Genomic DNA, 23,812 nt, shown 5'->3' with positions numbered 1-23,812 from the left:
GGAGAAAATAATGAAAGATAAATTTGAAGAAAAAACAATTAATCGAGAAGTTTTATATGAAGGCAAGATAATCGACCTAGTTCTTGATGACGTATTATTACCAAACGGTGAAACATCAAAAAGAGAACTAGTATTTCATAATGGGGCAGTAGCAATAATAGCTATTACACCAGAGAATAAGATGATATTAGTGAAACAATACCGCAAAGCAGTTGAGAAAAGTATCTTGGAAATTCCTGCTGGTAAAATAGAAAAAAATGAAACAATCCCTATGGAGACAGCTAAAAGAGAGTTAGAAGAAGAAACAGGCTATCAAGCATCTGAAATGAAACAAGTCGCTAAATTTATTTCATCTCCTGGTTTTTCTAATGAATGGTTATATTTATATGAGGCTAAAGACTTAGTTAAGGTAGATAATCCATTACCCCAAGACGATGATGAATTTTTAGAATTAATGGAGTTAACATTAGATGAAGCAAAAGAAAAAATAATCACTGGTGAAATTTGTGATGCTAAAACATTATATGCTATCCTATATTGGGAAATGCAAAGTAAATAAGGAGTTTAATATGTTTAGAAAAAATAAAGAGTCTAATGTAGATGACTTGCCAAAGAAAAAAGTGGAAGAGCAAATCTTGACCAGAAGTCGAGTAAGGGCAATTAATAAAAATAAAAAGCGTAATACGTGGTTGAATAAGGCGATTGTGATTGTTGCTATTCTATTAGCTATCACTATATATGCTGTATTAAAACTTTAATAATCTAAAGGAGTGTCTTTTTTGAAAATAGGAATTATTGGTGCAATGGAACAAGAAGTTAAGATTTTAGCAAATGAATTAACAGAGATAACAACATGGGAAGAAGCGGGAGCAAGCTTTTATTCTGGAAAGTTAGGAAAATATGAAGTTGTTTTAACAAGATCGGGCATTGGAAAAACATTAGCAGCGGTTACAACCACACTTTTAATTAGTCATTACGATGTAGATGTTGTGATCAATACAGGTTCAGCAGGTGGTATCGGTGAAGGGTTATCAATTGGAGATTTGGTAATTTCTGACAAGGTCGCTTATTCAGATGTTGATGTAACAGCTTTCGGTTATGAATACGGACAAATGGCTCAAATGCCTTTATATTATGAAGCAGATAAGACGTTAGTTCAACTTGCAATGGAAGCGTCAAGTAGTGCGATGTTAAATACGCGTGTGGGCTTGATTGTTTCAGGAGATACGTTTGTAAGTAGTGAAAAACAAATTCATGAAATTAAAGAACACTTTCCTAATTGTTTAGCTAATGAAATGGAAGGCGCTGCTATAGCTCACGTTGCCTACCAGTATAAAAAACCTTTTGTTGTGATTAGAGCGATGAGTGACGTGGGTGACGAAAATGCTAGTGTGAATTTTGATGAATTTATTATTGAAGCCGGAGAAAAATCAGCAAAAATGGTATTAGCTTTAATTGCTGAAATAGATTAGTAGGAGGATTAGTTGATGGAAGCTTTATTATCAATTGATTATACGAATGATTTTGTAGCAGATGATGGACGATTAACAACTGGGAAAGTCGGACAACAAATTGAATCTAAGTTAGTTGCCATAACGCAAGAATTTATTGAAAAGGGAGACTTTGTAGTTTTTGCTATTGATGGTCATGATCCTACAGATACCTACCATCCAGAGAATAATTTATTTCCAACGCATAATGTGATAGGAACAAGAGGTAGACAATTGTATGGTTCTTTAGCAAAAATTTATGAGCAAAATGTGCATCAAAAAAATATTTATTGGTTAGACAAAAGACATTACTCTGCTTTTAGTGGAACTGATTTAGATATTCGTTTACGTGAACGCAAGATTACTAAACTACATTTAACAGGTGTTTGTACTGATATTTGTGTTTTACATACAGCTGTTGATGCTTATAATCTAGGCTATGATATTGTTATTCACGAATCTTGTGTCCAAAGTTTTGATGAAGAAGGCCATCGCTGGGCTCTAAGACATTTTAAAAATACACTAGGTGCTGAAATTAGATAAAAAAGCGTTTGACATAAGTTTTTTTGCTTATGTCAAACGCTTTTTTTTATTGTTAAATATGGAATAATTGAATTAAGATAACAGCTAATATAATTTGAATCACACCAACGAGCAAAGCATAAATTAAGAATCGAATACCTTCTTTGAAAAATTTAGCAAAATCTAGTCTTAACCCAATGGCAGCTAAGGCAGTAATCTCAAACCAACCACTTACTTGATGAGCAACAGCACTAATGCTTTCTGGTAACGTCACAATACTATTGATCGTACAAAAAAGTAAGAAGCCAATAATATACCAAGGTAAAGGTAATTTTTTTTCTTTCTTCGTTTCAATTTGCTCAGAAGTTGAAGCAAGGACTCGATCTTTTTCTGTGAATTTAGAAAAGGCAAAAACCACAACAACCAAAAAAATAATCCGCATAATCTTGAATAGTGTTGCGTACTCAACAACTTCCGGGCTAACCATACTAGCACTAGCAACAACTTGGCCGACAGATTGAAGTGTTCCACCGATTAAAGCACTTTTTGTTAAAACATCGGAATAAATGTTTGTTGCAATGAAGGGAAGGAGTAGCATTAAGACTGTTCCAAGTAAATTAACTAGAGTAATTATTTGTCCCTTTTCCTCATCTGTTGCATCGATTTCAGGGGCAATTGCTCCGATAGCAGAAGAGCCACAGACTGCATTTCCACCTGCCATAAGTAAACTCATTTTTTTTGAAAAAGCCATTTTTTTTCCAAGCCAGTAAACAGCCAAAATGGTGCCAGTCATTTGTAAGATGATAAAACCGATCCCATTAAATCCCATATGAGCGATTGTTTGAAAGGTTACTGTTGTTCCAAGAAGAACAATAGATAGTTCTAGTAGCAAACTTTCAGCAAGTTTTGTTCCTTTACCTAGAAAAGGCTGCTTGAAAAAGGTATTTCCTAGTAATATTCCCAGTAAAATAGCAATAGTTGCTGCACCAATGGTTGGTAGCCAAATGGCAATTATCTTACTAATACCAGCTACGATAAAAGATAAAGCTAATCCAGGTATTATTTTTTTTGTTTTTTCCATAATGATTCGTCACACTCTCTTTTTAATTAATAAAAAAAGTATAACGTTTCTTTTTACATTTGAGAAATATATAGTTAGAATATTAATTATAACAAAAAATAATAGTAGGTGATGAAATGTTTAAATTATTGATTACTTTCAGAAAAGCGTATGAAACAAGAAATTTTTCAAAAGCAGCCGAAATTTTATTTATCTCGCAACCAGCTGTTTCTAATCAAATAAAACAATTAGAAGAAGAATTAGGGTGTACACTTTTCAGAAGAAAAGGAAAACAAGAGATGGCACCTACTGAGTCAGCAGACATTCTTTATCAACGTTTACTTAATTTAACCGATGATTGGCAGGAAACTGTTAAATTAGTGAATACAAATCAGCAAGAAAAAAAGCTTTGTAAAATCAGTGCTTCTAATACATTTTCAATTTATTATTTACCAGAGCTAATTAAACAATTGATGACTCTTTTCCCAGAAATTATTTTCGAATTAGACATGAAAAATTCTGAAGAAGTCTTAGAAAGTTTAGAAAAACATCAAATAGATTTTGGATTCATTGAAAAACCAATTGTAACTGATGGCGTTTCTCGGACAAAAATTGAAAAAGATGAATTAGTCATAGCAGGGAATTTAAGCAGTGATTTATGGTTAAGTCGAGAAGCAACTTCTGGTGTTTTTCATTATATGGAGAATTATTTGTTAGTGGAAAATATAAAACCTGAATACTTTTATGTAAAGAATAATGAAATGATAATTAAATTACTAGAAGAGGGAATTGGAAAAAGTTTAATTTCAAAACGTGCAGTGACTAAAAAATTAGCGTTTGAAACGTTAGGAACAGGTTATTTTCGTTATTTTTATTTTCTAAAACAAAATGATTTGATAGACGAGGAACTAGAGCAAGTAGCAAAAGCTATTGAACTGTTTTATGAGAATAAAAGTAAGTAAGTAAGCGTATTATCGAGATATTGTGTACAATGGTAGATGAGTAAAAATTAGGAGGCGTTTTAAGTGGAAAAAGCAGTTATACTAGTTTCAGTTCCATTGACAGATAAAGAATTAGAAAACATGAAGTCAAAGACATCAAAATATGAAGTTATTAAATTAGAAGATTTTAAGGGCTCGATAGATAGGGTTGAAGTGATGTACGGCTGGGATGAAACAATCGGCAAGAAGATTCTAATGTCTCCAACCAGCTGTTTAAAATGGATTCAAGCACAATCATCAGGCGTTGATCATTTGGATTTAGAAACGATAAAAAAACGTCAGATAATATTAACAAATGCAAGTGGGGTTCATATAAATCAATTAAGTGAATCTATTTTAGGGATGATATTTGCTCATACAAGAAACTTAAAAGAGGCTGCTGTTAATCAAGAAAAATCATTATGGAAAAAGCCAAAAACAGGCACAGATTTATTTGGTAAAACAATTATGATTGTTGGGACAGGTCATATTGGAGAGCGCTTGGCTGAAATTTTAAAAGTATTCCATACGAAGATTATTGGTGTGAATCGGAGTGGTCGAAAAGTTCCAGGTTTTGATGATATTTTGACACAAGAAAATATCAAACAAAGATTAAAAGAGGCTGATATTGTCATTGGTTTATTACCAGGAACAGATGAAACTCAGTATTTTTTCTCTAGTACGCTCTTTGAAGAGATGAAAGAGGGTGTTATTTTTATTAATGTTGGTCGTGGAAGTACAGTTAAGACGGCAGATTTAATTGATTATTGTCAAAATGGTAAAATAGCCTTCGCTGGTTTAGATGTATTTGAAATCGAGCCACTTCCAGAAAACAGTCCTCTTTGGAAATTAGACAATGTGTTGATAACTCCTCACTCATCGGGAATTTCAGATCAATATTATAAACGTCTTTATCCAATCTTTATGGAAAATTTATGTTCTTATATTGAAAAGAAAAAAGTAATTAAGAATGAAATAAATTAAATAAAAAAATCAGACTCTTTTATAAATGGTGGTATAAAAATGAGTTCTGAAAATAAAAAAGCACAAAAATTATTTTTTTAATTTTTGTGCTTTTTAATATTTAGATAAATTTGATACATACAACTTCTGGTGCAAAAATATCTTTTTGGAGTAATGATAACTCTCCAGTTACTTCATTTCTTTCGAATAATGTTAAATTATCTGTATTTTGATTAGCTAAGACGATAAAATTTTGATCTGGTGTGATATCAAAATCTCTTGGGAAATCGCCCTCAACTGAAATTAATTGAATTAATTCGATTGTTAAACCATCTTCTGAAATTTTATAAACAGCTAGTGAATTATGACCACGATTTGATGCGTATAAAAAGTGACCATCTTGAGAAATACGGATAGCAGCACCGCCATTAAAATCAGAAAACCCTTCTGGTAATGTTGAAATAACTTGTTTTTCTGTAAAAGAACCAGTATTTTCATCATATGACAGAACAATAACTTCACTAGATAATTCACCAAATAAATAAGCTACTTGATTATTTGGATGGAAAACTAAATGGCGTGGGCCTGTTCCGGGTTTCGCTTTGAATTTAGAAACTTCAGTTAATTTACCTTCAGATGAAACATCATATGTGTAAACAGTATCATTTCCTAAATCACAAGCGACTAAGCGAGCATCTGGTGTTAAATCAGAATAGTGAGCATGAGGGCCGTTTTGATTTTCGTGAGGGCCATCTCCTTCGTGCTGAATATGGTCAGCTAAAGTTAAAGCACCATCTTCATTAATTGTATATGAAGTTAAGAGACCTTTATGATAATTAGCGCCATAGACTAGTTGTCTTGCTTCATCGACTACGACATAACAAGGTGGTGCGCCCTCTTCAGTGACACGATTTAAAAATGTATAAGAACCACTAGATTCCTTCTTGTAGGCTGCAACGCCACCTAAATTCCCCTCTTTTGATACGGCGTAAATTGTTTCGTTATCTGACACATCTAAGAATGTTGGATTATCTTCTTTGATGATTGGAGTTAAATTAACCAATTCTTTTTTAGCTGTATCTAGTTCTATTGTGTAAATCCCTTGACTCTTTTTTTTAGTATATGATCCTAGAATCATTTTTTGCATTTCTATGAACACCCTTTCCTTATTATCAAGAAAATTATAACATAATAAAATAAATTAAGAAAAAAAGCGTACTCGATAATCAGATAAAAAGTTTTCAAAGGGGAAGGTATGCTATACTTATTTTGTATTGAAATTTATAAAAGAGGTGTAGAAAATGATGCAATCGATCGTAAAGTCAATTGGAGCAGAAGCAATTAATAAGGAAGAGCCTTTATTAATTTTATTTGATACAAGTGCAACAGAGGCATTAAAAAAACATGCGATTATTCAAGAGTTTGAAGAACAAGAAATAAAAGAGGTTAAAGTGGGAGATATGATTCGCTTTGACGAGCAGGAATATAGAGTTATTCAAGTTGGTCCTGTGGCGAATCAACATTTGAAGGCAATGGGACATGTCTCAATTGTTTTTAAAAATAGTGAAGAAGAAGATCAATTAGCTAATGCTTTATATGTAGAACCTTTTGTATTACCAGTGGTAAAACAGGGAACTATTATTACATACGGCGTAGAGTAAGAGGAGTAGGATCTTATGAAAACAGAAAATGAGAAAAGAGGAACGTGGTTTTCAAGGTGGTTTTTAAATAATCAATTTGTTACGGTACTTTTAATTATCTTACTTTGTTTGTTGATCATTTTAACATTTACCAAAGTATCACCTTTATTTGAGCCTATTACTCAATTTATAGGCATTGTCAGCCTACCAATTATTATTACAGGCTTACTGTATTACATACTGAATCCTGTTGTAAACATGATGGAAAGAAAAGGTATCAATAGAAATTTAGGAATTTCATTGCTTTTCATTTTGATACTTGGCTTGATTGCTTGGGGAATTATCATCCTCATTCCCAAATTAGAGCATCAAACAACTAGTTTTTTAAATGAATGGCCAACTTATTGGCAAACAATTGAAGTAAAAACAACTGAATTTTTCAATGCTTCTATTTTTGATAAATTTAGTGATCAAATAGAAAATGCTATAAATGAATTCTTTGCTTCAATCAACACAATTGCTAAAACAGTTTCTAAAAATGCTTTTGTAGGAATTGGAAATGTTGTTGGTGCGGTAGCTAATATTTTAGTTACTGTGTTGACTGTGCCTTTTATCCTCTTTTATTTATTAAAAGATGGAAAAAAATTATCACCTTATGTGACTCAGTTTTTACCAACTAAAGTTAGAAAACCAACGATTAATATTTTAAAAGACATTAACAAACAATTATCTTCTTATGTTAGAGGTCAAGTTACTGTAGCTTTTGCAGTAGCAGTCATGTTTATTATTGGTTTTTCAGTAATCGGGCTTAAATACAGCGTGGCACTAGGCATTTTAGCAGGTTTTTTAAATCTGATACCATACGTTGGTTCGGCTTTAGCGACAATACCTGCGATTATCCTAGCTTTAGTAGATGGACCAAAAATGTTGGTTGCGGTGATTGTTGTCTTTATTCTAGAGCAAACAATCGAAGGGAAATTTGTTTCTCCTCTTGTTTTAGGAAGTCAATTAGAAATTCACCCAGTAACAATTATTTTTGTTTTACTTTCTGCTGGAAAAATTTACGGTGTGATGGGTGTGATTTTAGGAATCCCAGCTTATGCTGCCTTGAAGGTTATTATTACCCATGCCTTTACATGGTATAAAGAAGTTTCTGGATTATATGAAGAGGAAGCACAAAAGGAACTGTGATTATTTATATCACAGTTCCTTTATTTACTAGTAAATACTCTTGTTATAAGTAGTTTTAATTAAAATGTTTTAGCCAATGTGATGGCTTCGTTTTTAGCTTTAGCGATAATCTCTTCAGCTTTTTCCGGTTGATGATCCACGCCCTCAATAAAAATATGTTGAATATCCGTGACACCCATAAAACCAAAAATTGTTTTTATATATTGTGTGGCAGGATCACTTCCATGGAAAGAACCGCCATTTGATTGAATATGTAATAATTTTTTATCGGATGCAAGTCCAACTGGTCCAGTTTCTGAATATTTGAATGTTTTGCCTTTAACAACAACGGTGTCAATCCAAGCTTTTAAACGTGTGGGAATGTTTAAATTCCATAAAGCGTTAGCAATGATAATTTTATCAGCATTAACAAATTGTTCTGTTAATTCATTAAAACGAGTTAATTTGGCTACTTGCTCAGTGCTTAATTCCTGATTACTATTAGCTTTTCCCAAAGCTTCGAATAATGCTTTATCAATCTCAGGAATATCTTCCTCAAATATATCAACAACAGTTACTTGACTGTTTGGTTGGTGTTCCTTATATGATGTAATGAATGACTCCAAAGTTGCTACTGAGCGTGACTCTTTAGCTGTTAATGGATGTGCTTTGATAACTAAAAGATTAGACATAATTTACCTCCAACTTATTTTTTGTTAGTCCGTAAATACTATAACGACAAAACTAAAAAAAGTAAAGGAACTTTAAGATAATTTTGTTTTTTTGTAGTTAAGATAATGCTTTTTTTTGAAAATTACAGTATACTATCATAGGATAAAGAAGGGAAGTAGAAGAAGTGGCGCAACTTTTTTTTAAGCATGGTGCAATGAATAGTGGAAAGACAATTGAAATTTTGAAAGTTGCCCATAACTATGAAGAGCAGAATAAACCAGTTATTTTAATGACAAGTGGTTTAGATACGAGAGATGAAGTTGGGGTTATCTCAAGTCGAATTGGCTTAAAAAGAGAAGCCATCCCGATTTTTCATGAGACTGATATTTATGATAAAATAGCCTCATTACCTTTTAAACCATACTGTATACTAGTAGATGAATCACAATTTTTAGAAAAGCATCATGTAATAGCTTTTGCAAAAGTTGTAGATGAACTTGATATACCAGTGATGGCATTTGGCTTAAAAAATGATTTTAAAAATGAGCTATTTGAAGGCTCAAAGTATCTCTTACTTTATGCAGATAAAATTGAAGAATTAAAAACAATTTGCTGGTTTTGTCATAAAAAAGCAACAATGAATTTACGACTGAATGATAACCAACCAGTTTATACCGGTGAGCAAATTCAAATTGGTGGAAATGAAAGTTATTTTCCAGTCTGTAGAAAGCATTATTTAAACCCACCGATTATAGATCGTTAAAAAATCTTATTTGAATAAAGCAATTAGAAAGGAAGAATTAAATGTTCGATCAATTACAATCTCTTGAAGATCGTTATGAAGAATTAGGGGAATTATTAAGTGACCCTGAAGTTGTTAGTGATACAAAGCGTTTTATGGAATTATCTAAGGAAGAGGCTAATACAAGAGAAACAGTAGCAGTATATCGTCGTTATAAAGAAGTCATTCAAGGAATCAAGGATTCAGAGGAACTGCTAGGTGAAAAATTGGATGATGAGTTACAAGAATTGGCAAAAGAAGAACTATCTGAATATAAAGCAGAAAAAGATGAAATCGAAGAAAGAATAAAAATTTTACTATTACCAAAAGATCCCAACGATGATAAAAATATTATCATGGAAATTCGTGGAGCAGCTGGTGGAGATGAAGCGGCTTTATTTGCTGGTGATTTATTTGAGATGTACCAAAGTTATGCGGCTGCACAAGGATGGAAATTTGAGGTAATGGATGCTAATATCACTGATATCGGTGGATATAAAGAAGTTACTATCATGATTTCAGGTACAAGTGTCTTTTCTAAACTAAAATATGAAAGTGGCGCTCACCGTGTTCAACGTATTCCATCGACTGAATCTCAAGGTCGTGTTCATACATCAACAGCCACAGTTGTTGTTCTACCAGAAGCTGAAGAGGTAGAATTAGAATTAGCAGATAAAGATATTCGTGTAGATATTTATCATGCATCTGGAGCGGGTGGACAACATGTTAATAAAACAGCCTCTGCTGTCCGTTTAACACATACACCTACAGGAATTGCGGTTGCGATGCAAGATGAGCGTTCTCAGCTTAAAAATAGAGAAAAAGCAATGAAAGTATTACGTGCTAGGGTCTTTGATCAAATGATTAGCGAAAGCCAAAGTGAATATGATGCGACTAGAAAATCAGCAGTCGGTACTGGAGATCGTTCAGAGCGTATCAGAACATACAATTTCCCACAAAACCGTGTAACCGATCACCGAATTGGTTTAACGATTCAAAAATTAGATCAAATTTTAGCTGGTAAAGTAGATGAAATTATTGATGCATTAATTATTTATGATCAAACAGAACAGTTGGAAAAATTAAATGGTTAATGTGTCAAAAACATATTTCGAAGTCCTTAATTGGGCTTCTTCTTTTTTAGAAAAAAAAAATGAAGAAGTCTATGTGGCTGAGTATCTTTTATTAGAGCGAAAAAAATGGACAAAAACTGAGTTACTATTGAACTTTAAAAAAGTGATGCCTATTGAGGAAATCATCAGTTATAAAAATGATATAAATCAGATTATTAAACATGTTCCAGTTCAATATTTGATTGGCTCATGTGAGTTTTACGGTCGACGATTTAAAGTGAGTGAAGATACTTTAATTCCAAGACCAGAAACTGAAGAGCTAGTCGAGATGATTTGTCAAGAGAATGAAGATAGCTCAAAATTAGTGGTAGATATAGGGACAGGAACAGGAATTATTGGGATTTCTTTGAAATTAGAAAAACCTAGTTGGGAAGTCGTCGCACTAGATATTTCAAAGGGTGCGCTAAATGTTGCTGAAGAGAATGCTGCATTACTAGACGCCTCAATTAATTTTGTGGAAAGTGATGTGTTAAGTCATTTCAAACATAATTCATCAATTGATATTCTAGTTTCTAATCCGCCGTACATCAGTTATGATGAATGGGAAGTAATGGATCAATCAGTTCGTGAATTTGAACCAAAAACAGCATTATTTGCTGAAAATAATGGTTTAGCTATTTATCAAAAAATAGCAGTTGAAGCTAAAGAACATTTAGCTGAGAATGGAAAAATTTACTTAGAAATAGGCTACCTACAAGGAAAACAAGTAGCTGATATTTTTCAAGAACAATTTCCACAAAAAAAAGTGGAAATTATTCAAGATATGAATCGACAAGATAGAATGATAAAAGTGATATAAAAGGAAGTGCTAACGATGGAGACTAAAATAATCCATCCAAAAGAAATTAATGAAGCAGTTGAAGCAATCAAAGCAGGAGAGCTTGTTTCTTTTCCAACAGAGACTGTGTATGGTTTAGGAGCGGATGCAACAAATGAACAAGCAGTAAAAAATGTGTACCAAGCTAAAGGAAGACCAAGTGATAATCCACTGATTATTCATGTGTCTGAAATTGAACAAATTTTAACTTTTGTAGAGAATTTTTCAAAAACAGCTCAAAAATTAATGGACACATTTTGGCCAGGTCCGTTGACCTTAATTTTTCCGTTAAAAAATGAAAAAGTGCTCCCTAGTGTTGTGACAGGTGGGCTTCAGACAGCTGCGTTCAGAATGCCGAATAATCAATTAACCTTATCGTTAATAGAAAAATCGGATAAAGTACTGGTTGGTCCAAGTGCTAATACATCAGGATTACCAAGTCCAACAACAGCAGAACATGTTTATCATGACTTAGCAGGTAAAATTTTTGGTGTTTTGGATGGTGGATCTTGTCAAGTCGGAGTGGAATCAACTGTTTTAGATTTATCCCAACCTAACTTGCAACCAACTATTCTTAGACCAGGAGCGATCACAAAAAAACAGCTAGAAGAAGTCATTGGCCCAGTTCTAATGGATGAACATATCTTAAGCGAGAAAGAAGCACCTAAAGCTCCAGGAATGAAATACAAGCACTATTCACCAAAAACCCCAGTTGTTATGATTGATTATCTAGAAAGTAATTGGCAAGAGGCGATTGATTATTATCGAATAAACGAGAAAAAAGTTGGTCTGCTAGTTAATGAAAAACAACTGTCTAAAGTTACTAATTATGATGATGTTTATTTGTTATCAAAAAATAGAAATGTGACAGAAGCAATGCAGCATTTATTTGCTGGTTTAAGGAGTTTGGATGAGAAGACTCCATCTTTAGATATTATATTAGCTGAAACGTATTCAGAAAAAGACGAAGGTTTAGCTTATATGAATCGACTAAAGAAAGCTTCTAATCAAAAAAAATATCAAAAATAAGTTATTTTATGATACAATATGTGTAAATAATGAATGTGAGGTGCTTTTATTAATGGATTATAAAAAATCAGATGCAGTTTTGTGGGATGCTATAGAAAATGAAAAAAATCGTCAAGAGAACACTATTGAGCTAATTGCCTCAGAAAATTTTGTATCAGAAGCAGTCATGGCAGCACAAGGAAGTGTTTTAACAAACAAATACGCTGAAGGATATCCAGGTAGACGTTATTATGGAGGATGCGAATTTGTCGATGTTGTAGAAAATTTAGCTATTGATCGTGTCTGTGATTTGTTTGATGCTAATTTTGCCAATGTACAACCTCATTCAGGATCACAAGCCAATACAGCAGCGTATCTTTCTTTAGTTGAGCCAGGTGACACGATTATGGGAATGGATTTAACAGCTGGCGGTCATTTAACTCATGGCTCAGCAGTTAACTTTAGTGGGAAAACATACAATTTTGTTTCCTATGGTGTAGATCCAGTCACTGAAGTTATTGATTATGAAGTCGTCAAAATTTTAGCTAGAAAGCATCAACCTAAACTAATTGTTGCAGGTGCAAGTGCTTATTCTAGAGAAATAGATTTTAAACGTTTTAGAGAAATCGCTGATAGTGTGGGTGCTAAATTAATGGTAGATATGGCTCATATAGCAGGACTTGTTGCTACTGGCTTGCATCAAAATCCAATGCCTTATGCTGATGTTGTTACCTCAACAACGCATAAAACACTAAGAGGGCCTCGCGGTGGCGTTATTTTAACCAATGATGCTGACTTAGCTAAAAAAATTAATAGTAATATTTTTCCAGGTATTCAAGGTGGACCTTTAGAACACGTTATTGCGGGTAAAGCTGTGGCCTTTAGAGAAGCGTTATTACCTGAGTTTAAAGAATATAGTGAGCAAGTCGTAAGTAATGCTAAATCAATGGCTCGCGTGATTAATCAAACACCTGGTCCGAGATTAATTAGTGGAGATACAGACAATCATTTATTATTAATTGATGTGACTGGATTTGGTTTAACTGGTAAACAAGCAGAAGCTATTCTAGATAGCGTACATATTACGGTTAATAAAAATACAATTCCTTTTGAAAGTCGTAGTCCGTTTGAAACAAGTGGTATTCGAATTGGAACACCTGCGATTACTTCTCGTGGATTCAAAGAAGAAGATGCTCAAAAAATTGCTGAATTAATAATTGATGCGCTTTCAAATTACGAAACTGAAGCCGAACTGTCTAAAATTCGTGAAGCAGTTTCAGAACTAATAGAAAAACATCCACTTTATAAATAAAATTTTAGGTAATTGACTAGTCAATTGCCTATTTTTTCGATACAATAGATAAGAATAAATTTTAAAGGAGAATCGCGATATGGGAAAATTTCAAGTTATTGATCATCCGCTAATTCAACACAAATTAACAATTATAAGAGAGAAAAATTGTGGAACAAAAGTTTTTCGTGAAGTAGTCGATGAGATTGCTATGTTAATGGCTTATGAGGTATCTCGTGACATGCCTTTAGAAGATATTGAAATTGAAACGCCAATTGGTAAATCAATTCAAAAAACATTATCAGGAAAAAAAGTAGCTATTATTCCTATCTTAAGAGCAGGGATTGGCATGGTAGATGGTATGCTAGAATTAATTCCAGCTGCTAAAGTTGGTCATGTAGGTTTATACCGTGACGAAGAAACACTAGAACCAGTTGAGTATTTTGTTAAATTGCCAGCTGATATTGCAGAACGTCAATTATTCGTAGTTGACCCAATGCTTGCAACAGGAGGATCTGCTATTATGGCAATCGATCTTCTAAAAAAACGTGGGGCAACCAATATTAAATTTGTTTGTCTTGTTGCAGCTCCAGAAGGTATCAAAGCCCTTCAAGAAGCACATCCAGATGTTGATATATACACAGCAGGATTAGATGAAAAATTAGATGAAGCTGGTTATATCGTTCCTGGTTTAGGAGATGCCGGCGACCGTTTATTTGGTACTAAGTAGAAAACAAAAAATAAGGAGGCTGACATTTAGTTAGCTTCTTTTTATTTTAGGAGTTAGTAATGAAAAAAGAGTATAAAATTATTTTGATATTCATTCTTTTGATAAGTGGTATCAGCTATTTATTAGTCAAAGAATATCAAAAAACAGATATTAAAGAAACAAATAAAAAACAAACAAGTACAAGTGAAGTAAAACAAACAGAACAACCTAAAAGGAAGTCAAGCAATGAAGAAATTACTGACTACGTCAATCAACTTTCTGCGGAAGAAAAAGTGGGTCAATTATTTTTAATTAGAATTCCAGAAGAAAATGTATTATCAGATATAGAAAAGTACAATCCAGGTGGCGTTGTTATATTCGGTCGTGATGTTGAAAAAGAAACAAAGATTAGTTTCACAGATAAAATAAATGGTTTTCAGAAGAAGAGCAGGATTCCTCTTCTTGTTGCAAGTGACGAAGAAGGGGGAACAGTAACTCGTATCAGTCCAAATAGAGATATCATCGCTACACCCTTTAAGTCTCCGCAAGAAATCTATAAGGAAGATGGTCTTGAGGGCCTTAAGAAAGACACGAAGGAACGTTCTGAAAAATTAAAGGAGCTTGGTATTAATGTGAACTTAGGACCGGTAGCGGATGTCTCAACAGAAAAAGAAAGCTTTATTTATGATCGGAGTTTGGGTTTACCGACAGATGAAACAAGTTTAGCAATAGCTGCGATGGTTAGTGTAATGAATGAAGAGAAAATCGGTAATTCATTAAAACATTTTCCAGGTTATGGAGATAATAAAGATTCCCATACTGAAATTGTTTATGATGATCGAAAAGCAGCGGAGTTACGAAAAAATGATTGGTTACCTTTTGAAGTTGGGATAAGGGCTGGAGCAGATAGTATCTTAGTTTCTCACAATGTGTTGAAAGATGTAGACGATAAAAAGCCATCTTCTTTATCAAAACCGGTACATGATATACTAAGAAACGATTTAAAATTTTCAGGAGTTATTATGACAGATGATATGGATATGGCAGGCTTAACAGATTTTACGACACAAAAGGAAGGTGCCTTAGATGCCATATTATCAGGGAATGATTTAGTCATGACCTCTCATTATCAAGAGCAAATACCTTTTATTTTAGAAGAAATGGCCAAAAATGAAGAACTAAAAAAACGGATAGATGAATCAGTAACTAGAGTAATTAAATGGAAGTATGAGCTTGGTTTACTTTCTTTTCCATAATACTTTGATATACTAAATAAGAAAGTGAGTGAGTGTTTCATGCTAAGTATTAAAGATTTTTTGAAAGCTGATATGACAACTATATCAAATTTATTATTAACCAATTATAAAAAAATTGGACTATCAGACCAAGAATTTTTATTCTATATTCAATTACTTAAATGCAGTCAAGAAGGTAACTATTTTCCTGATTTAAACTTGGTTTCTGAAGTCATGACAACGCCTGTTGAAGACTTGTATCGCTTACTTCAAGGATTGAATGATAAAGGAGCTATCTCCATAGAAACATTGATGAATCAGCAAGGACAAACGGAAGATCGATATGATTTAACGTTAATTTATGACAAATTAGCTAACTATTTAGAGCAACAACAAGAAAAGGAAGTTCAAATTAAAAGTGAGAATAAGGTGACAACTCTTTTTCAAACATTTGAGATTGAATTTGGCCGACCTTTATCACCTATTGAATATGAAACAATTCAAAGTTGGCTGAATCAGGACAAATATGAAGTTGAATTAATTGAACTTGCTTTGAGAGAAGCAGTACTAAATCAAGCCTATAGTTTGAAGTATATTGACCGAATTTTATTATCGTGGGAACGTAAAAATTTAAAATCAAAACAACAAGTTCAACAGGATCAAAAGAAAAGGTTATCTCAAATAGATGCCCAAAATGAATCTAATAATAAGGAAGAGGAATTACCTTTTGTGCCTCTACATAACTGGTTAAATCCTAATCAATCGTAAGTAGGTGAGTAGATGTTATCTGGAAAAAAAACAGTTGAAGCACTAAACCGAATGGAAATGATGTTTCCAAATGCGCAAGGGGAATTAGATCATGAGTCTTCTTTTCAATATTTAATTGCTGTGATATTAAGTGCCCAAGCGACAGATGTATCAGTTAATAAAGCGACACCTAATTTATTTTCAATGTATCCCACAGCAGAAACTTTAGCAGCAGCTCCCCTTGAAGATGTAATGGAACGGATTAAAACAATTGGTTTATATAAAAATAAAGCTAAAAATATAATAAAAACATCTCAATTGCTTGTAAAAGAATATAATGGACAAGTCCCTAAAACCATTGAAGAGATGATTAAACTTCCAGGAGTAGGAAAAAAAACGGCAAATGTTGTGGCTGGAGATATGTTTGGAGTCCCCGCAATTGCTGTGGATACCCATGTTGAACGTGTGGCTAAGCGGTTACGAATTTGTAAACAATCTGCTTCGGTAGTTGAAGTGGAAGATGCTTTAATGAAAAAAATACCGAAAGACAGATGGATTCAGGCACATCATACTATCATTTTATTTGGTAGGTATCATTGCGTAGCAAGGAAACCAAAATGTGAAGGTTGTCCGTTATTAGATCTCTGTCCTGAAGGTCAAAAAAATATATAGTAAGAAGAGGGTGGTCAAAAGTCGTTTTGCTCTGAGCAGATTTTTAATCCTCTGACTATAAAAAAAGCGATTCAGAAATAATTTTCTGAATCGCTTTTTTTAATTTGCTTTTTTAGGAGGCGGATTTTCTCCGCCGTTATTATTATTATTTTCGTTTTCTTCATCCTTCTTAGGAGGGATAGAAGATGATTCTGTTGGAGGAGCGACTGATTCCTTTGGCGGAACAGAAGACTCTGGAGGAGCGACTGATTCCTTAGGTGGAGCAACAGAAGACTCTGGAGGAGCAACTTTCTCAGATTCTTTTTCATTAATTGGCGCATAACTTTCAGAAGAATACGAACTGTATGATGTATTGTAAGTTTTTTTGCCTTGAGAACCAACATGACTGTTTAAGTAGACTTCGTTGCCAACTCTGGTTACATCTTCTGGTTGTTTCCAATCCGATACTTCAAGATTTTGGTATAAGAAAGTCATATACTCACGATAAATATCCATAGCAAGTTGTTCATAGGCAATTGGAATTGGTTCGAGATAATCGTTATAACCAGTCCAAACAGCAAATGAATATTTAGGTGTATAGCCAGCAAATGTAACATCTGGAGAACCAACACCGTAACCTTTTACTTTAGGAAGGTCTTCATCTGAATAGTTAGATTTACCTGTTTTTCCAGCTTGAATAAGTTGTGGTACCTGAGCATCTACACCAGTACCTCTAATAATAACATCTTTTAACATATCGGTGATAATATAGGCAGTTGATTCTTTCATCGCACGATTACCATTTGGTTCAAATTTTTCTTCTGTCCCATCTTCATAAACAATTTTACTAACATATGAAGGTTCGTAGTAAACACCACCATTAGCAAAAGCAGCGTAGGCTGAGGCTAATTGCTGCGAAGAACCTTGCATTGTAATGGCAGATGATTCATAAACGTCATTACCAAAACCTAATTTTTTGATGAAATCTTTTGATTGATCAGTACCGACTTCATCCAGAGCTTTCAATGCAGGAACGTTACGTGAGTCAACAAGAGACTCTCTCATGGTTAAGGATCCACGATATGATCGATCATAGTTATAAACGGATTCACCATTACTTTTGTATTTATAAGGTTCATCGACATAAATTTCGCCAGAACCGTAATTTAGATTCTCAACAGAGGGACCGTAAGCAACCAAAGGCTTTGTTGTAGAACCAATGTCACGTTTGTTTTCTACAGCACCATTTCTAGCACGGAGACCTTTGTCTGGTACTTTTCGACTACCAATTTGAGCATTGACATTTCCTGTTTTCACATCAACAAGTGTTGCTGTGGCTTGAAATTTATCATCTGGGAAATTAATAGTTGAATTTTCATTATTAATTAAATTATATAGATAAGTTTGAGCTTCCATATCCATATTTGTATAGACTTTAAGTCCATCAGTATAAACATTCTTTTTCGATTTTTTCTCAACTTCTTTAATAACTTCGGTAATGTAATTATCCGTTACGATATCTAAAGTAGAATCTTCTTTTAACGGAATTAAACCAGTATCAATTGGTTCAGCAATAGCCGCTTTATAATCTGTTTCAGATATTTTTTTATCTTTATACATTTCATTTAAAACGACATCACGTCTTTTTTTAGCATTATCTTTTTGTGTATAAGGATCATAATCATTAGGCGCTTGTGGAATACCAGCAAGTAATGCATATTGGGCTAATGACAAATCACCAAACTCTTTACCATAGTAAGTTTTTGAAGCAGTTTTCATTCCATAAACACCATTAGCCATATAAACGCGATTAATGTAGTAGGTTAAAATTTCATCTTTTGATTTTTTTTTCTCTAATTCAACAGAAAGCCAAGCCTCTTGTGCCTTTCTCTTAATCGTTTGATCTTCTTTTTTATGAGAAAAGTAAGAAAGCTTGATTAGTTGTTGCGTTAATGTACTACCACCTTGACGATTATTTCCTTTGATATTTGAAACAGCTGCTCCCATAATACGTATTGGGTCCACTCCAATATGTTTTTCAAACCGTTTATCCTCAATAGAAATAACTGCTTGTTTCATTGTTGGTGGAATTTCATTTGGTTTGATAACCTCTCGATTTTTTTCACCAAGAGTGACGATAGGACTTTCTTTAATATCATAAACAATTGAAGAACGAGTATCTTCAAGTTTTTTGAAATTTAATTCAGGCGCATCTTTTACGTAGTAGAAAAAAGTAGCGCTACCAATAACCAAAGGAATACAAATTAAAGTAAGTAAAATAATGCATGTGATAAGAACTATTTTACCTTTGCTTTTTTTTCTTTTTTCGGGTCTCATTCTGCCCGTGGGTCTATTCTCCATTAAAATAATCTCCTTCGATAAAATGTTGATCTAAAATGTTAAGATATGGAATTCTAGGAACAAATCCTGGGTGAATCTCAAATCCTTTTTTTTCAATATCAGAAAGCGGAATTGATTTTCTACCTTCAATAGTTTGTTTGTCCCAAAAATTAATAATAACACTAGCAGAAACTAAAAAGTAACGTTTATTGGTTGAAAAGTAAATTAAAACAAAAGTAATCCCATCTTGTTTTAAACAATTTTTCATATGAATGATTTGATGTTCATGAAAATTACTTAATGGAAAAGATGTTTTGTTTTTTGTTTGTTTAGCTTCAAAGTCAATATACTTACCTTTATAAACGCCATTGTAGTCAGTTGTTGAGGCTTCTTTAAAGTAGGCTTCTTTAATAACTGCAGCACTTCTTTTAGGGTAATCAACAGAAACAATTTGAATGGGTGTAGGCTTTTTGTGAATAACAGCTATTCCCTTATCTAAGTAGTATTGATTAGTTTGATTAATTTCAGCTTCAAAAGACATTCCACGATTAGCAAAGGTAACAGATTTCTTTTGCTTTTTATTACTATTTTGAAATGTTCGATTAAGGCTTCCTTTAGGATAATTTATAGTCAGATATATCACACTCCTAGTCAGTATTATATCAAAAAATTTATTACATTGAAAAGAAAATAAGTTAAAACTTGCTTTTTACTTAAAATAAATCACTTATTTTAAAATTTTTTAATAAAATAGTTGTTTTATAAGGAAAAAATCTTTATAGTGTATATGAATGGAACAACTTTCAATTTGATTTATTAAAAATAATTAGATACAATTGAAATATTATGTTGTGTTTTTTATCAGTGTTAGTGAGTAATTAAAAACGAGGTGTGTTAATTGGCTAAATTAGTGTATTCAGCTAGAGATATTTTACAAAAAGAGTTTAAAACTAAAGTCAGAGGTTATGATCCAATTGAAGTTGATGAGTTTTTAGATAATGTTATCAAAGATTATGAAGCTTATAATCAAGAATTGTTGGCTTTAAAAGAAGAAAACCATCGCTTAGTTAACAAAGTGGATCAATTGACTCAAAATCAAGCAACTTTATCAAGAATGAAACAAGATGCACCAAAAACAACAGCAGTGACTAATTTTGATATTCTAAAACGTTTATCTAATTTGGAAAAACACGTTTTTGGGAGTAAATTAGAAGAAACACCAGTATCTGATATTTCTGATAATGCTAAAAGTATGCTAAACAATGCAGCACAACGAGTATTAGATGAAAAAGAAGATCTAGATGCAACAAGACGTTTCTAAGAATAAAAAATGAAATAAATAGTAATCTGTAGTTTTCGGATAATCGCAGCTGTCAAAAGTTGAGGAAAGTCCATGCTCGCACAAACTGAGATGTTTGTAGTGTTCGTGCTTAATGAAAAAATAAGTTAAGGTATTCTTGAATAAAGAATAACGGCAGAAAAAACAGCTAAGGTGTCAAGCTATGCTGGAGTATTCTTGAAAGTGCCACAGTGACGAAGTAATTTTAGAAATGAAATTAGTGGAACGGGTAAACCCCTCGAGCGAGCAACCCAAACTTATGGTAGGGGCACCTTTTTCAGGGAATTGAACCTAGAAAAGGGACAGAGTAATCTGTAGACAGATGGTTATCGTTAATAATTGTTCCTGACGATTATTAATACAGAACATGGCTTATAGAAAACTACAGCATTCAGGGTTGCCTTCCTTAATTTATTTTTTGGAAGGCTTTTTTTATAGATAAATTTTAAAAAAAAGGAAGATTATAAATGAAGCAATATAAATTAGTTGCAACTGCTGCTAGTGGGATTGAAGCGCTAGTAGGTAAAGAATTAAGGGATTTAGGTATTGAGTGTCAAGTTGAAAATGGTAAAGCTATTTTTAATGGTGACATTGCAACCATTGCAACAGCCAACTTATGGTTAAGAACAGCAGATCGTGTAAAAATAATTGTAGCTGAATTTGAAGCAACGACCTTTGAAGAATTGTTCGAAAAAACAAAAGCAATTGCTTGGGAAGATATTTTACCAATGGATGCTGAATTTCCAGTTGCTGGAAAATCGATTAAATCAACGCTTTTTAGTGTTTCAGATTGCCAATCAATTACTAAAAAAGCGATTGTTAATCGTTTGAGTGATTATTATTCAAGATATGGTCGTCTACCTGAAACAGGTGTGAAGTTCCCAATTGAGGTAGCTTTACTTAAAGATAAAGTGACTATTACATTAGATACAACTGGTCCAAGTTTGTTTAAACGTGGCTACCGTCTCGAAAAAGGTGGTGCGCCACTTAAAGAAAATATGGCAGCGGCTATTATTCAATTAACTAATTGGCGTAAAGATCGTCCGTTTTATGATCCAGTATGCGGTTCAGGAACATTTTGTATTGAAGCAGCCTTAATTGGCCGTAACATGGCACCTGGGTTTAATCGTGATTTCATGTTTGAATCTTGGCCATGGGTAGATAAATCTGTCGTAGATAGAGTTCGCGCTGAGGCTGAAAGTAAAGTGGATTACGAAACTGAACTGGATATTATGGGAACAGATATTGATCCTAAAATGATTGCTATTGCAAAACGAAATGCAGAAGAAGTTGGATTAGGTGATGATATTACCTTTAAACAAATGAATTTAAGTGATTTTACGACAGATAAAGAGTATGGCGTTATTGTTGCCAATCCGCCATACGGTGAACGTTTGGGTGAAGAAGAAACTGTTCAGGCGCTGTATAAATTAATGGGCAAAACATATCGTTCAATGCCAACTTGGAGTAAATATTTCTTAACCAGTGATTTAACTTTTGAAAAACATTATGGCCCAAGATCGACTAAGAAAAGAAAACTATATAACGGTGCGTTACGTACGGACCTATTTCAATATTGGGGCACACGACCTCCAAGAAAACCAAGAGAAGAGAGGGAATAAAATGAGTAAAGAGCAAGAATTTTTAGCTTATTTAAAAGAAATTTCATTGCTTCAAGAAGCTGTGGGATTATCTGAATGGGATAGTCAAACTGGTATGCCTGAAAAAGGGGCATCTTATCGTTCTGAGATGACTAGTTATTTATCAGGAATGGCTTTTGAGAAATCAACGAACCAAACCATGAAAGATTACTTAACTTATTTTGAAGCCAATCAAGACGAGTTGTCAGATTTTGGTAAACAAGTTTACGCTAAAACCAAAGAGAATTTTGATTTAAACAATAATATTCCTGTGGATCGTTTCCAAGTTTTCTCAAAACTAACATCAAATGCGCATAGTATTTGGGTAAATGCTAGAGAAGCTAAAGATTACGCTATCTACAAAGAAACTTTAGAAGAAATTATTAAAATGACGAAAGAATTTATTCCGCTATGGAAAAAATCTGAAGCGACAAACTATGACGTTCTTTTAAATCAATACGAACCAGGCATGACAACCGCAATTTTAGATGATGTCTTTAAACAAGTGAAAGACGGTATTATGGCAATCAGAGCTGAGATTGAAGAAAAAGGGACAGCACCACATACTGATTTTGTCAGCTACAATGTGCCAATCGAAAATCAAAAAGAGTTCATCACAACAGTTATTGAAAGAATCGGTTATGATTTTTCTAAAGGACGTTTAGATGATACAGTTCATCCTTTCATGTTGAACTTAAACCGTAATGACGCTCGTATTACAACAAGATGGCGTGAAAATGATTTTACTATGGCAACGTTTGGAACAATTCATGAAGCAGGTCACGGCATGTACGAACAACATGTTGACGCTAAGTATGATTACACCCCACTTGCTGGTGGAACATCTATGGGGATTCATGAGTCACAATCATTATTCAATGAAATTATTGTCGGTGGAAGTAAAGCGTTCTGGAGTAAACAATACCCACTTTTACAATCATTAACAGGTGATACATTTAAAGGGATTGATAACGATACGTTCTACAAAGGGCTTAAAGAAACAAAACCAAGCCTTGTTCGGATTGAATCAGATTCATTAACTTACCCACTGCATATTATTATTCGTTATGAAATCGAAAAAATGATTTTTAACGATGAAATTGATGTGGCGGACCTTCCAAAAATTTGGAATGATAAATACGAAGAATATTTAGGAATCCGCCCTGAAAATGATTTAGAGGGTATCCTACAAGATGTACACTGGGCAGGAGGTAGCTTTGGTTACTTCCCATCATATGCTCTAGGTTATATGTATGCAGCTCAATTACATCATGCGATGAACAAAGTAATGGATGTAGAAGAAATTTTAGCTTCAGACGATTATTCATCAATTCGTGAATGGTTAACTGAAAACATTCACCAATATGGCAGTTCAAGAAAACCAAATCAATTAATTATGGACGCAACAGGAGAAAACTTAAACCCTCAATATTTAATTGATTATATGAGAGAGTTATATTTTGATGTGTATCAAGTGAAATAAGTTTTTTGGCGCACATCTAAAGTTAGGCCTAACAGCTAGCTTTAGATGTGCTTTTTTAATTTCCTCCAGTTGCTTGGAACAATGTGATTTTTTCATCACGCTGATGTAGTCCGGAATAAAAAATCTACTCCTATGACAACT

Annotated in this window: 25 protein-coding genes and 1 other RNA gene; 21 read left to right on the top strand and 5 right to left on the bottom strand. The window is 33.3% G+C overall.

The window, feature by feature from the left end; translation table 11 throughout:
- The first annotated feature begins 10 nt into the window (after positions 1 to 10).
- The 4 genes from FM121_RS13790 to FM121_RS13775 are packed head-to-tail and all read left to right on the top strand — an operon-like array spanning position 11 to position 2,033.
- Complete coding sequence (locus FM121_RS13790) at positions 11 to 559, top strand: NUDIX hydrolase (protein WP_086952770.1); 549 nt, start codon at positions 11 to 13, stop codon at positions 557 to 559.
- A gap of 10 nt (positions 560 to 569) precedes the next feature.
- Positions 570 to 758, top strand: a complete 189-nt coding sequence (locus FM121_RS13785) for a hypothetical protein (protein ID WP_086952769.1) — start codon at positions 570 to 572, stop codon at positions 756 to 758.
- Positions 759 to 779: 21 nt separating this feature from the next.
- Complete coding sequence (locus tag FM121_RS13780; RefSeq protein ID WP_086952768.1) at positions 780 to 1,472, top strand: 5'-methylthioadenosine/adenosylhomocysteine nucleosidase; 693 nt, start codon at positions 780 to 782, stop codon at positions 1,470 to 1,472.
- Positions 1,473 to 1,487: 15 nt separating this feature from the next.
- Positions 1,488 to 2,033 (top strand): cysteine hydrolase family protein, encoded by a 546-nt coding sequence (locus tag FM121_RS13775; RefSeq protein WP_086952767.1) that lies wholly within the window; start codon positions 1,488 to 1,490, stop codon positions 2,031 to 2,033.
- Positions 2,034 to 2,085: 52 nt separating this feature from the next.
- Here the strand turns inward: FM121_RS13775 and FM121_RS13770 are convergent, their stop codons facing one another.
- On the bottom strand, positions 2,086 to 3,093 hold the full coding sequence (locus FM121_RS13770) for a YeiH family protein (protein ID WP_086952766.1): 1,008 nt from the start codon (positions 3,091 to 3,093) through the stop codon (positions 2,086 to 2,088).
- Between the two features lie 116 nt (positions 3,094 to 3,209).
- Here FM121_RS13770 and FM121_RS13765 point away from each other — a divergent pair, with 116 nt between their 5' ends.
- A complete protein-coding gene (locus tag FM121_RS13765; RefSeq protein ID WP_086952765.1) occupies positions 3,210 to 4,034 on the top strand; it encodes a LysR family transcriptional regulator in 825 nt (274 codons plus the stop codon).
- A 63-nt stretch (positions 4,035 to 4,097) separates the two neighbouring features.
- The gene (locus tag FM121_RS13760) at positions 4,098 to 5,036 is read left to right on the top strand and encodes an NAD(P)-dependent oxidoreductase (protein ID WP_086952764.1); all 939 of its coding nucleotides are present in this window, start codon (positions 4,098 to 4,100) and stop codon (positions 5,034 to 5,036) included.
- 100 nt (positions 5,037 to 5,136) lie between these two features.
- On the opposite strand, the gene FM121_RS13755 is transcribed toward FM121_RS13760, so the two are convergent.
- Positions 5,137 to 6,162 (bottom strand): lactonase family protein, encoded by a 1,026-nt coding sequence (locus FM121_RS13755; RefSeq protein WP_086952763.1) that lies wholly within the window; start codon positions 6,160 to 6,162, stop codon positions 5,137 to 5,139.
- Between the two features lie 154 nt (positions 6,163 to 6,316).
- Between FM121_RS13755 and FM121_RS13750 the strand changes: the two genes are divergently transcribed.
- The gene (locus FM121_RS13750) at positions 6,317 to 6,676 is read left to right on the top strand and encodes a PTS glucitol/sorbitol transporter subunit IIA (RefSeq protein ID WP_086952762.1); all 360 of its coding nucleotides are present in this window, start codon (positions 6,317 to 6,319) and stop codon (positions 6,674 to 6,676) included.
- 15 nt (positions 6,677 to 6,691) lie between these two features.
- Positions 6,692 to 7,846: an AI-2E family transporter gene (locus FM121_RS13745; protein WP_086952761.1), complete on the top strand. Its 1,155-nt coding sequence runs from the start codon at positions 6,692 to 6,694 to the stop codon at positions 7,844 to 7,846.
- A 59-nt stretch (positions 7,847 to 7,905) separates the two neighbouring features.
- Here the strand turns inward: FM121_RS13745 and FM121_RS13740 are convergent, their stop codons facing one another.
- The gene (locus FM121_RS13740) at positions 7,906 to 8,517 is read right to left on the bottom strand and encodes an FMN-dependent NADH-azoreductase (protein WP_086952760.1); all 612 of its coding nucleotides are present in this window, start codon (positions 8,515 to 8,517) and stop codon (positions 7,906 to 7,908) included.
- A 164-nt stretch (positions 8,518 to 8,681) separates the two neighbouring features.
- Here FM121_RS13740 and FM121_RS13735 point away from each other — a divergent pair, with 164 nt between their 5' ends.
- The 9 genes from FM121_RS13735 (at position 8,682) to nth (ending at position 16,890) form a co-directional block, all read left to right on the top strand.
- Positions 8,682 to 9,260 carry a thymidine kinase gene (locus FM121_RS13735; protein WP_086952759.1) on the top strand — a complete coding sequence of 193 codons (579 nt, stop codon included), beginning with the start codon at positions 8,682 to 8,684 and terminating at the stop codon, positions 9,258 to 9,260.
- A gap of 41 nt (positions 9,261 to 9,301) precedes the next feature.
- Positions 9,302 to 10,372, top strand: coding sequence for a peptide chain release factor 1 (gene prfA / locus FM121_RS13730; protein WP_086952758.1), 1,071 nt, complete (start codon positions 9,302 to 9,304; stop codon positions 10,370 to 10,372).
- A complete protein-coding gene (prmC, locus tag FM121_RS13725; RefSeq protein WP_306298138.1) occupies positions 10,365 to 11,210 on the top strand; it encodes a peptide chain release factor N(5)-glutamine methyltransferase in 846 nt (281 codons plus the stop codon). Before prfA ends, prmC begins: the two co-directional genes overlap by 8 nt.
- 15 nt (positions 11,211 to 11,225) lie before the next feature.
- Complete coding sequence (locus FM121_RS13720; RefSeq protein ID WP_086952757.1) at positions 11,226 to 12,257, top strand: L-threonylcarbamoyladenylate synthase; 1,032 nt, start codon at positions 11,226 to 11,228, stop codon at positions 12,255 to 12,257.
- A gap of 52 nt (positions 12,258 to 12,309) precedes the next feature.
- Positions 12,310 to 13,548, top strand: a complete 1,239-nt coding sequence (gene glyA, locus FM121_RS13715; protein ID WP_086952756.1) for a serine hydroxymethyltransferase — start codon at positions 12,310 to 12,312, stop codon at positions 13,546 to 13,548.
- Positions 13,549 to 13,627: 79 nt separating this feature from the next.
- Complete coding sequence (gene upp / locus FM121_RS13710) at positions 13,628 to 14,257, top strand: uracil phosphoribosyltransferase (protein ID WP_086952755.1); 630 nt, start codon at positions 13,628 to 13,630, stop codon at positions 14,255 to 14,257.
- Between the two features lie 59 nt (positions 14,258 to 14,316).
- Entirely contained in the window at positions 14,317 to 15,492 is a 1,176-nt protein-coding gene (locus FM121_RS13705) for a glycoside hydrolase family 3 N-terminal domain-containing protein (protein ID WP_086952754.1), read from the top strand.
- Positions 15,493 to 15,531: 39 nt separating this feature from the next.
- The gene (locus FM121_RS13700) at positions 15,532 to 16,239 is read left to right on the top strand and encodes a DnaD domain-containing protein (protein WP_086952753.1); all 708 of its coding nucleotides are present in this window, start codon (positions 15,532 to 15,534) and stop codon (positions 16,237 to 16,239) included.
- A 12-nt stretch (positions 16,240 to 16,251) separates the two neighbouring features.
- Positions 16,252 to 16,890: an endonuclease III gene (gene nth, locus FM121_RS13695; RefSeq protein ID WP_086952752.1), complete on the top strand. Its 639-nt coding sequence runs from the start codon at positions 16,252 to 16,254 to the stop codon at positions 16,888 to 16,890.
- Between the two features lie 99 nt (positions 16,891 to 16,989).
- Here the strand turns inward: nth and FM121_RS13690 are convergent, their stop codons facing one another.
- Together FM121_RS13690 and recU are read right to left on the bottom strand one after the other, a co-directional pair.
- Positions 16,990 to 19,230 carry a PBP1A family penicillin-binding protein gene (locus FM121_RS13690; RefSeq protein WP_086952751.1) on the bottom strand — a complete coding sequence of 747 codons (2,241 nt, stop codon included), beginning with the start codon at positions 19,228 to 19,230 and terminating at the stop codon, positions 16,990 to 16,992.
- A complete protein-coding gene (gene recU / locus FM121_RS13685; RefSeq protein WP_086952785.1) occupies positions 19,220 to 19,843 on the bottom strand; it encodes a Holliday junction resolvase RecU in 624 nt (207 codons plus the stop codon). Before recU ends, FM121_RS13690 begins: the two co-directional genes overlap by 11 nt.
- 264 nt (positions 19,844 to 20,107) lie before the next feature.
- On the opposite strand from recU, the gene gpsB reads away from it, so the two are divergent.
- The 4 genes from gpsB (at position 20,108) to FM121_RS13665 (ending at position 23,671) form a co-directional block, all read left to right on the top strand.
- Entirely contained in the window at positions 20,108 to 20,530 is a 423-nt protein-coding gene (gene gpsB / locus FM121_RS13680) for a cell division regulator GpsB (protein WP_086952750.1), read from the top strand.
- A 31-nt stretch (positions 20,531 to 20,561) separates the two neighbouring features.
- Positions 20,562 to 20,928: RNase P RNA component class B (rnpB, locus tag FM121_RS13675), an RNA gene on the top strand.
- A gap of 87 nt (positions 20,929 to 21,015) precedes the next feature.
- Positions 21,016 to 22,170 carry a THUMP domain-containing class I SAM-dependent RNA methyltransferase gene (locus FM121_RS13670; protein WP_086952749.1) on the top strand — a complete coding sequence of 385 codons (1,155 nt, stop codon included), beginning with the start codon at positions 21,016 to 21,018 and terminating at the stop codon, positions 22,168 to 22,170.
- A 1-nt stretch (position 22,171) separates the two neighbouring features.
- A complete protein-coding gene (locus tag FM121_RS13665) occupies positions 22,172 to 23,671 on the top strand; it encodes a carboxypeptidase M32 (RefSeq protein WP_086952748.1) in 1,500 nt (499 codons plus the stop codon).
- The last annotated feature ends 141 nt before the right edge of the window (positions 23,672 to 23,812 follow it).

This window comes from Vagococcus fluvialis bH819 (assembly GCF_900163795.1).
GTDB classification, from domain to species: domain Bacteria; phylum Bacillota; class Bacilli; order Lactobacillales; family Vagococcaceae; genus Vagococcus; species Vagococcus fluvialis_A.
Note: the sequence above shows the minus strand (reverse complement) of the source record. Positions and strands in the feature narration are given on the sequence as shown.

Excerpts from the sequence above, each read along its gene's own strand:
- FM121_RS13665 (WP_086952748.1), top strand. The coding sequence starts at position 22,172 with ATGAGTAAAGAGCAAGAATTTTTAGCTTATTTAAAAGAAATTTCATTG.
- FM121_RS13750 (WP_086952762.1), top strand. The coding sequence starts at position 6,317 with ATGATGCAATCGATCGTAAAGTCAATTGGAGCAGAAGCAATTAATAAG.
- FM121_RS13705 (WP_086952754.1), top strand. The coding sequence starts at position 14,317 with ATGAAAAAAGAGTATAAAATTATTTTGATATTCATTCTTTTGATAAGT.
- FM121_RS13670 (WP_086952749.1), top strand. The coding sequence starts at position 21,016 with ATGAAGCAATATAAATTAGTTGCAACTGCTGCTAGTGGGATTGAAGCG.
- FM121_RS13775 (WP_086952767.1), top strand. The coding sequence starts at position 1,488 with ATGGAAGCTTTATTATCAATTGATTATACGAATGATTTTGTAGCAGAT.
- FM121_RS13700 (WP_086952753.1), top strand. The coding sequence starts at position 15,532 with ATGCTAAGTATTAAAGATTTTTTGAAAGCTGATATGACAACTATATCA.
- FM121_RS13785 (WP_086952769.1), top strand. The coding sequence starts at position 570 with ATGTTTAGAAAAAATAAAGAGTCTAATGTAGATGACTTGCCAAAGAAA.
- FM121_RS13740 (WP_086952760.1), bottom strand. The coding sequence starts at position 8,517 with ATGTCTAATCTTTTAGTTATCAAAGCACATCCATTAACAGCTAAAGAG.
- glyA (WP_086952756.1), top strand. The coding sequence starts at position 12,310 with ATGGATTATAAAAAATCAGATGCAGTTTTGTGGGATGCTATAGAAAAT.
- FM121_RS13790 (WP_086952770.1), top strand. The coding sequence starts at position 11 with ATGAAAGATAAATTTGAAGAAAAAACAATTAATCGAGAAGTTTTATAT.
- FM121_RS13720 (WP_086952757.1), top strand. The coding sequence starts at position 11,226 with ATGGAGACTAAAATAATCCATCCAAAAGAAATTAATGAAGCAGTTGAA.
- FM121_RS13770 (WP_086952766.1), bottom strand. The coding sequence starts at position 3,093 with ATGGAAAAAACAAAAAAAATAATACCTGGATTAGCTTTATCTTTTATC.
- FM121_RS13690 (WP_086952751.1), bottom strand. The coding sequence starts at position 19,230 with ATGGAGAATAGACCCACGGGCAGAATGAGACCCGAAAAAAGAAAAAAA.
- prfA (WP_086952758.1), top strand. The coding sequence starts at position 9,302 with ATGTTCGATCAATTACAATCTCTTGAAGATCGTTATGAAGAATTAGGG.
- nth (WP_086952752.1), top strand. The coding sequence starts at position 16,252 with ATGTTATCTGGAAAAAAAACAGTTGAAGCACTAAACCGAATGGAAATG.
- FM121_RS13765 (WP_086952765.1), top strand. The coding sequence starts at position 3,210 with ATGTTTAAATTATTGATTACTTTCAGAAAAGCGTATGAAACAAGAAAT.
- prmC (WP_306298138.1), top strand. The coding sequence starts at position 10,365 with ATGGTTAATGTGTCAAAAACATATTTCGAAGTCCTTAATTGGGCTTCT.
- upp (WP_086952755.1), top strand. The coding sequence starts at position 13,628 with ATGGGAAAATTTCAAGTTATTGATCATCCGCTAATTCAACACAAATTA.
- FM121_RS13755 (WP_086952763.1), bottom strand. The coding sequence starts at position 6,162 with ATGCAAAAAATGATTCTAGGATCATATACTAAAAAAAAGAGTCAAGGG.
- FM121_RS13745 (WP_086952761.1), top strand. The coding sequence starts at position 6,692 with ATGAAAACAGAAAATGAGAAAAGAGGAACGTGGTTTTCAAGGTGGTTT.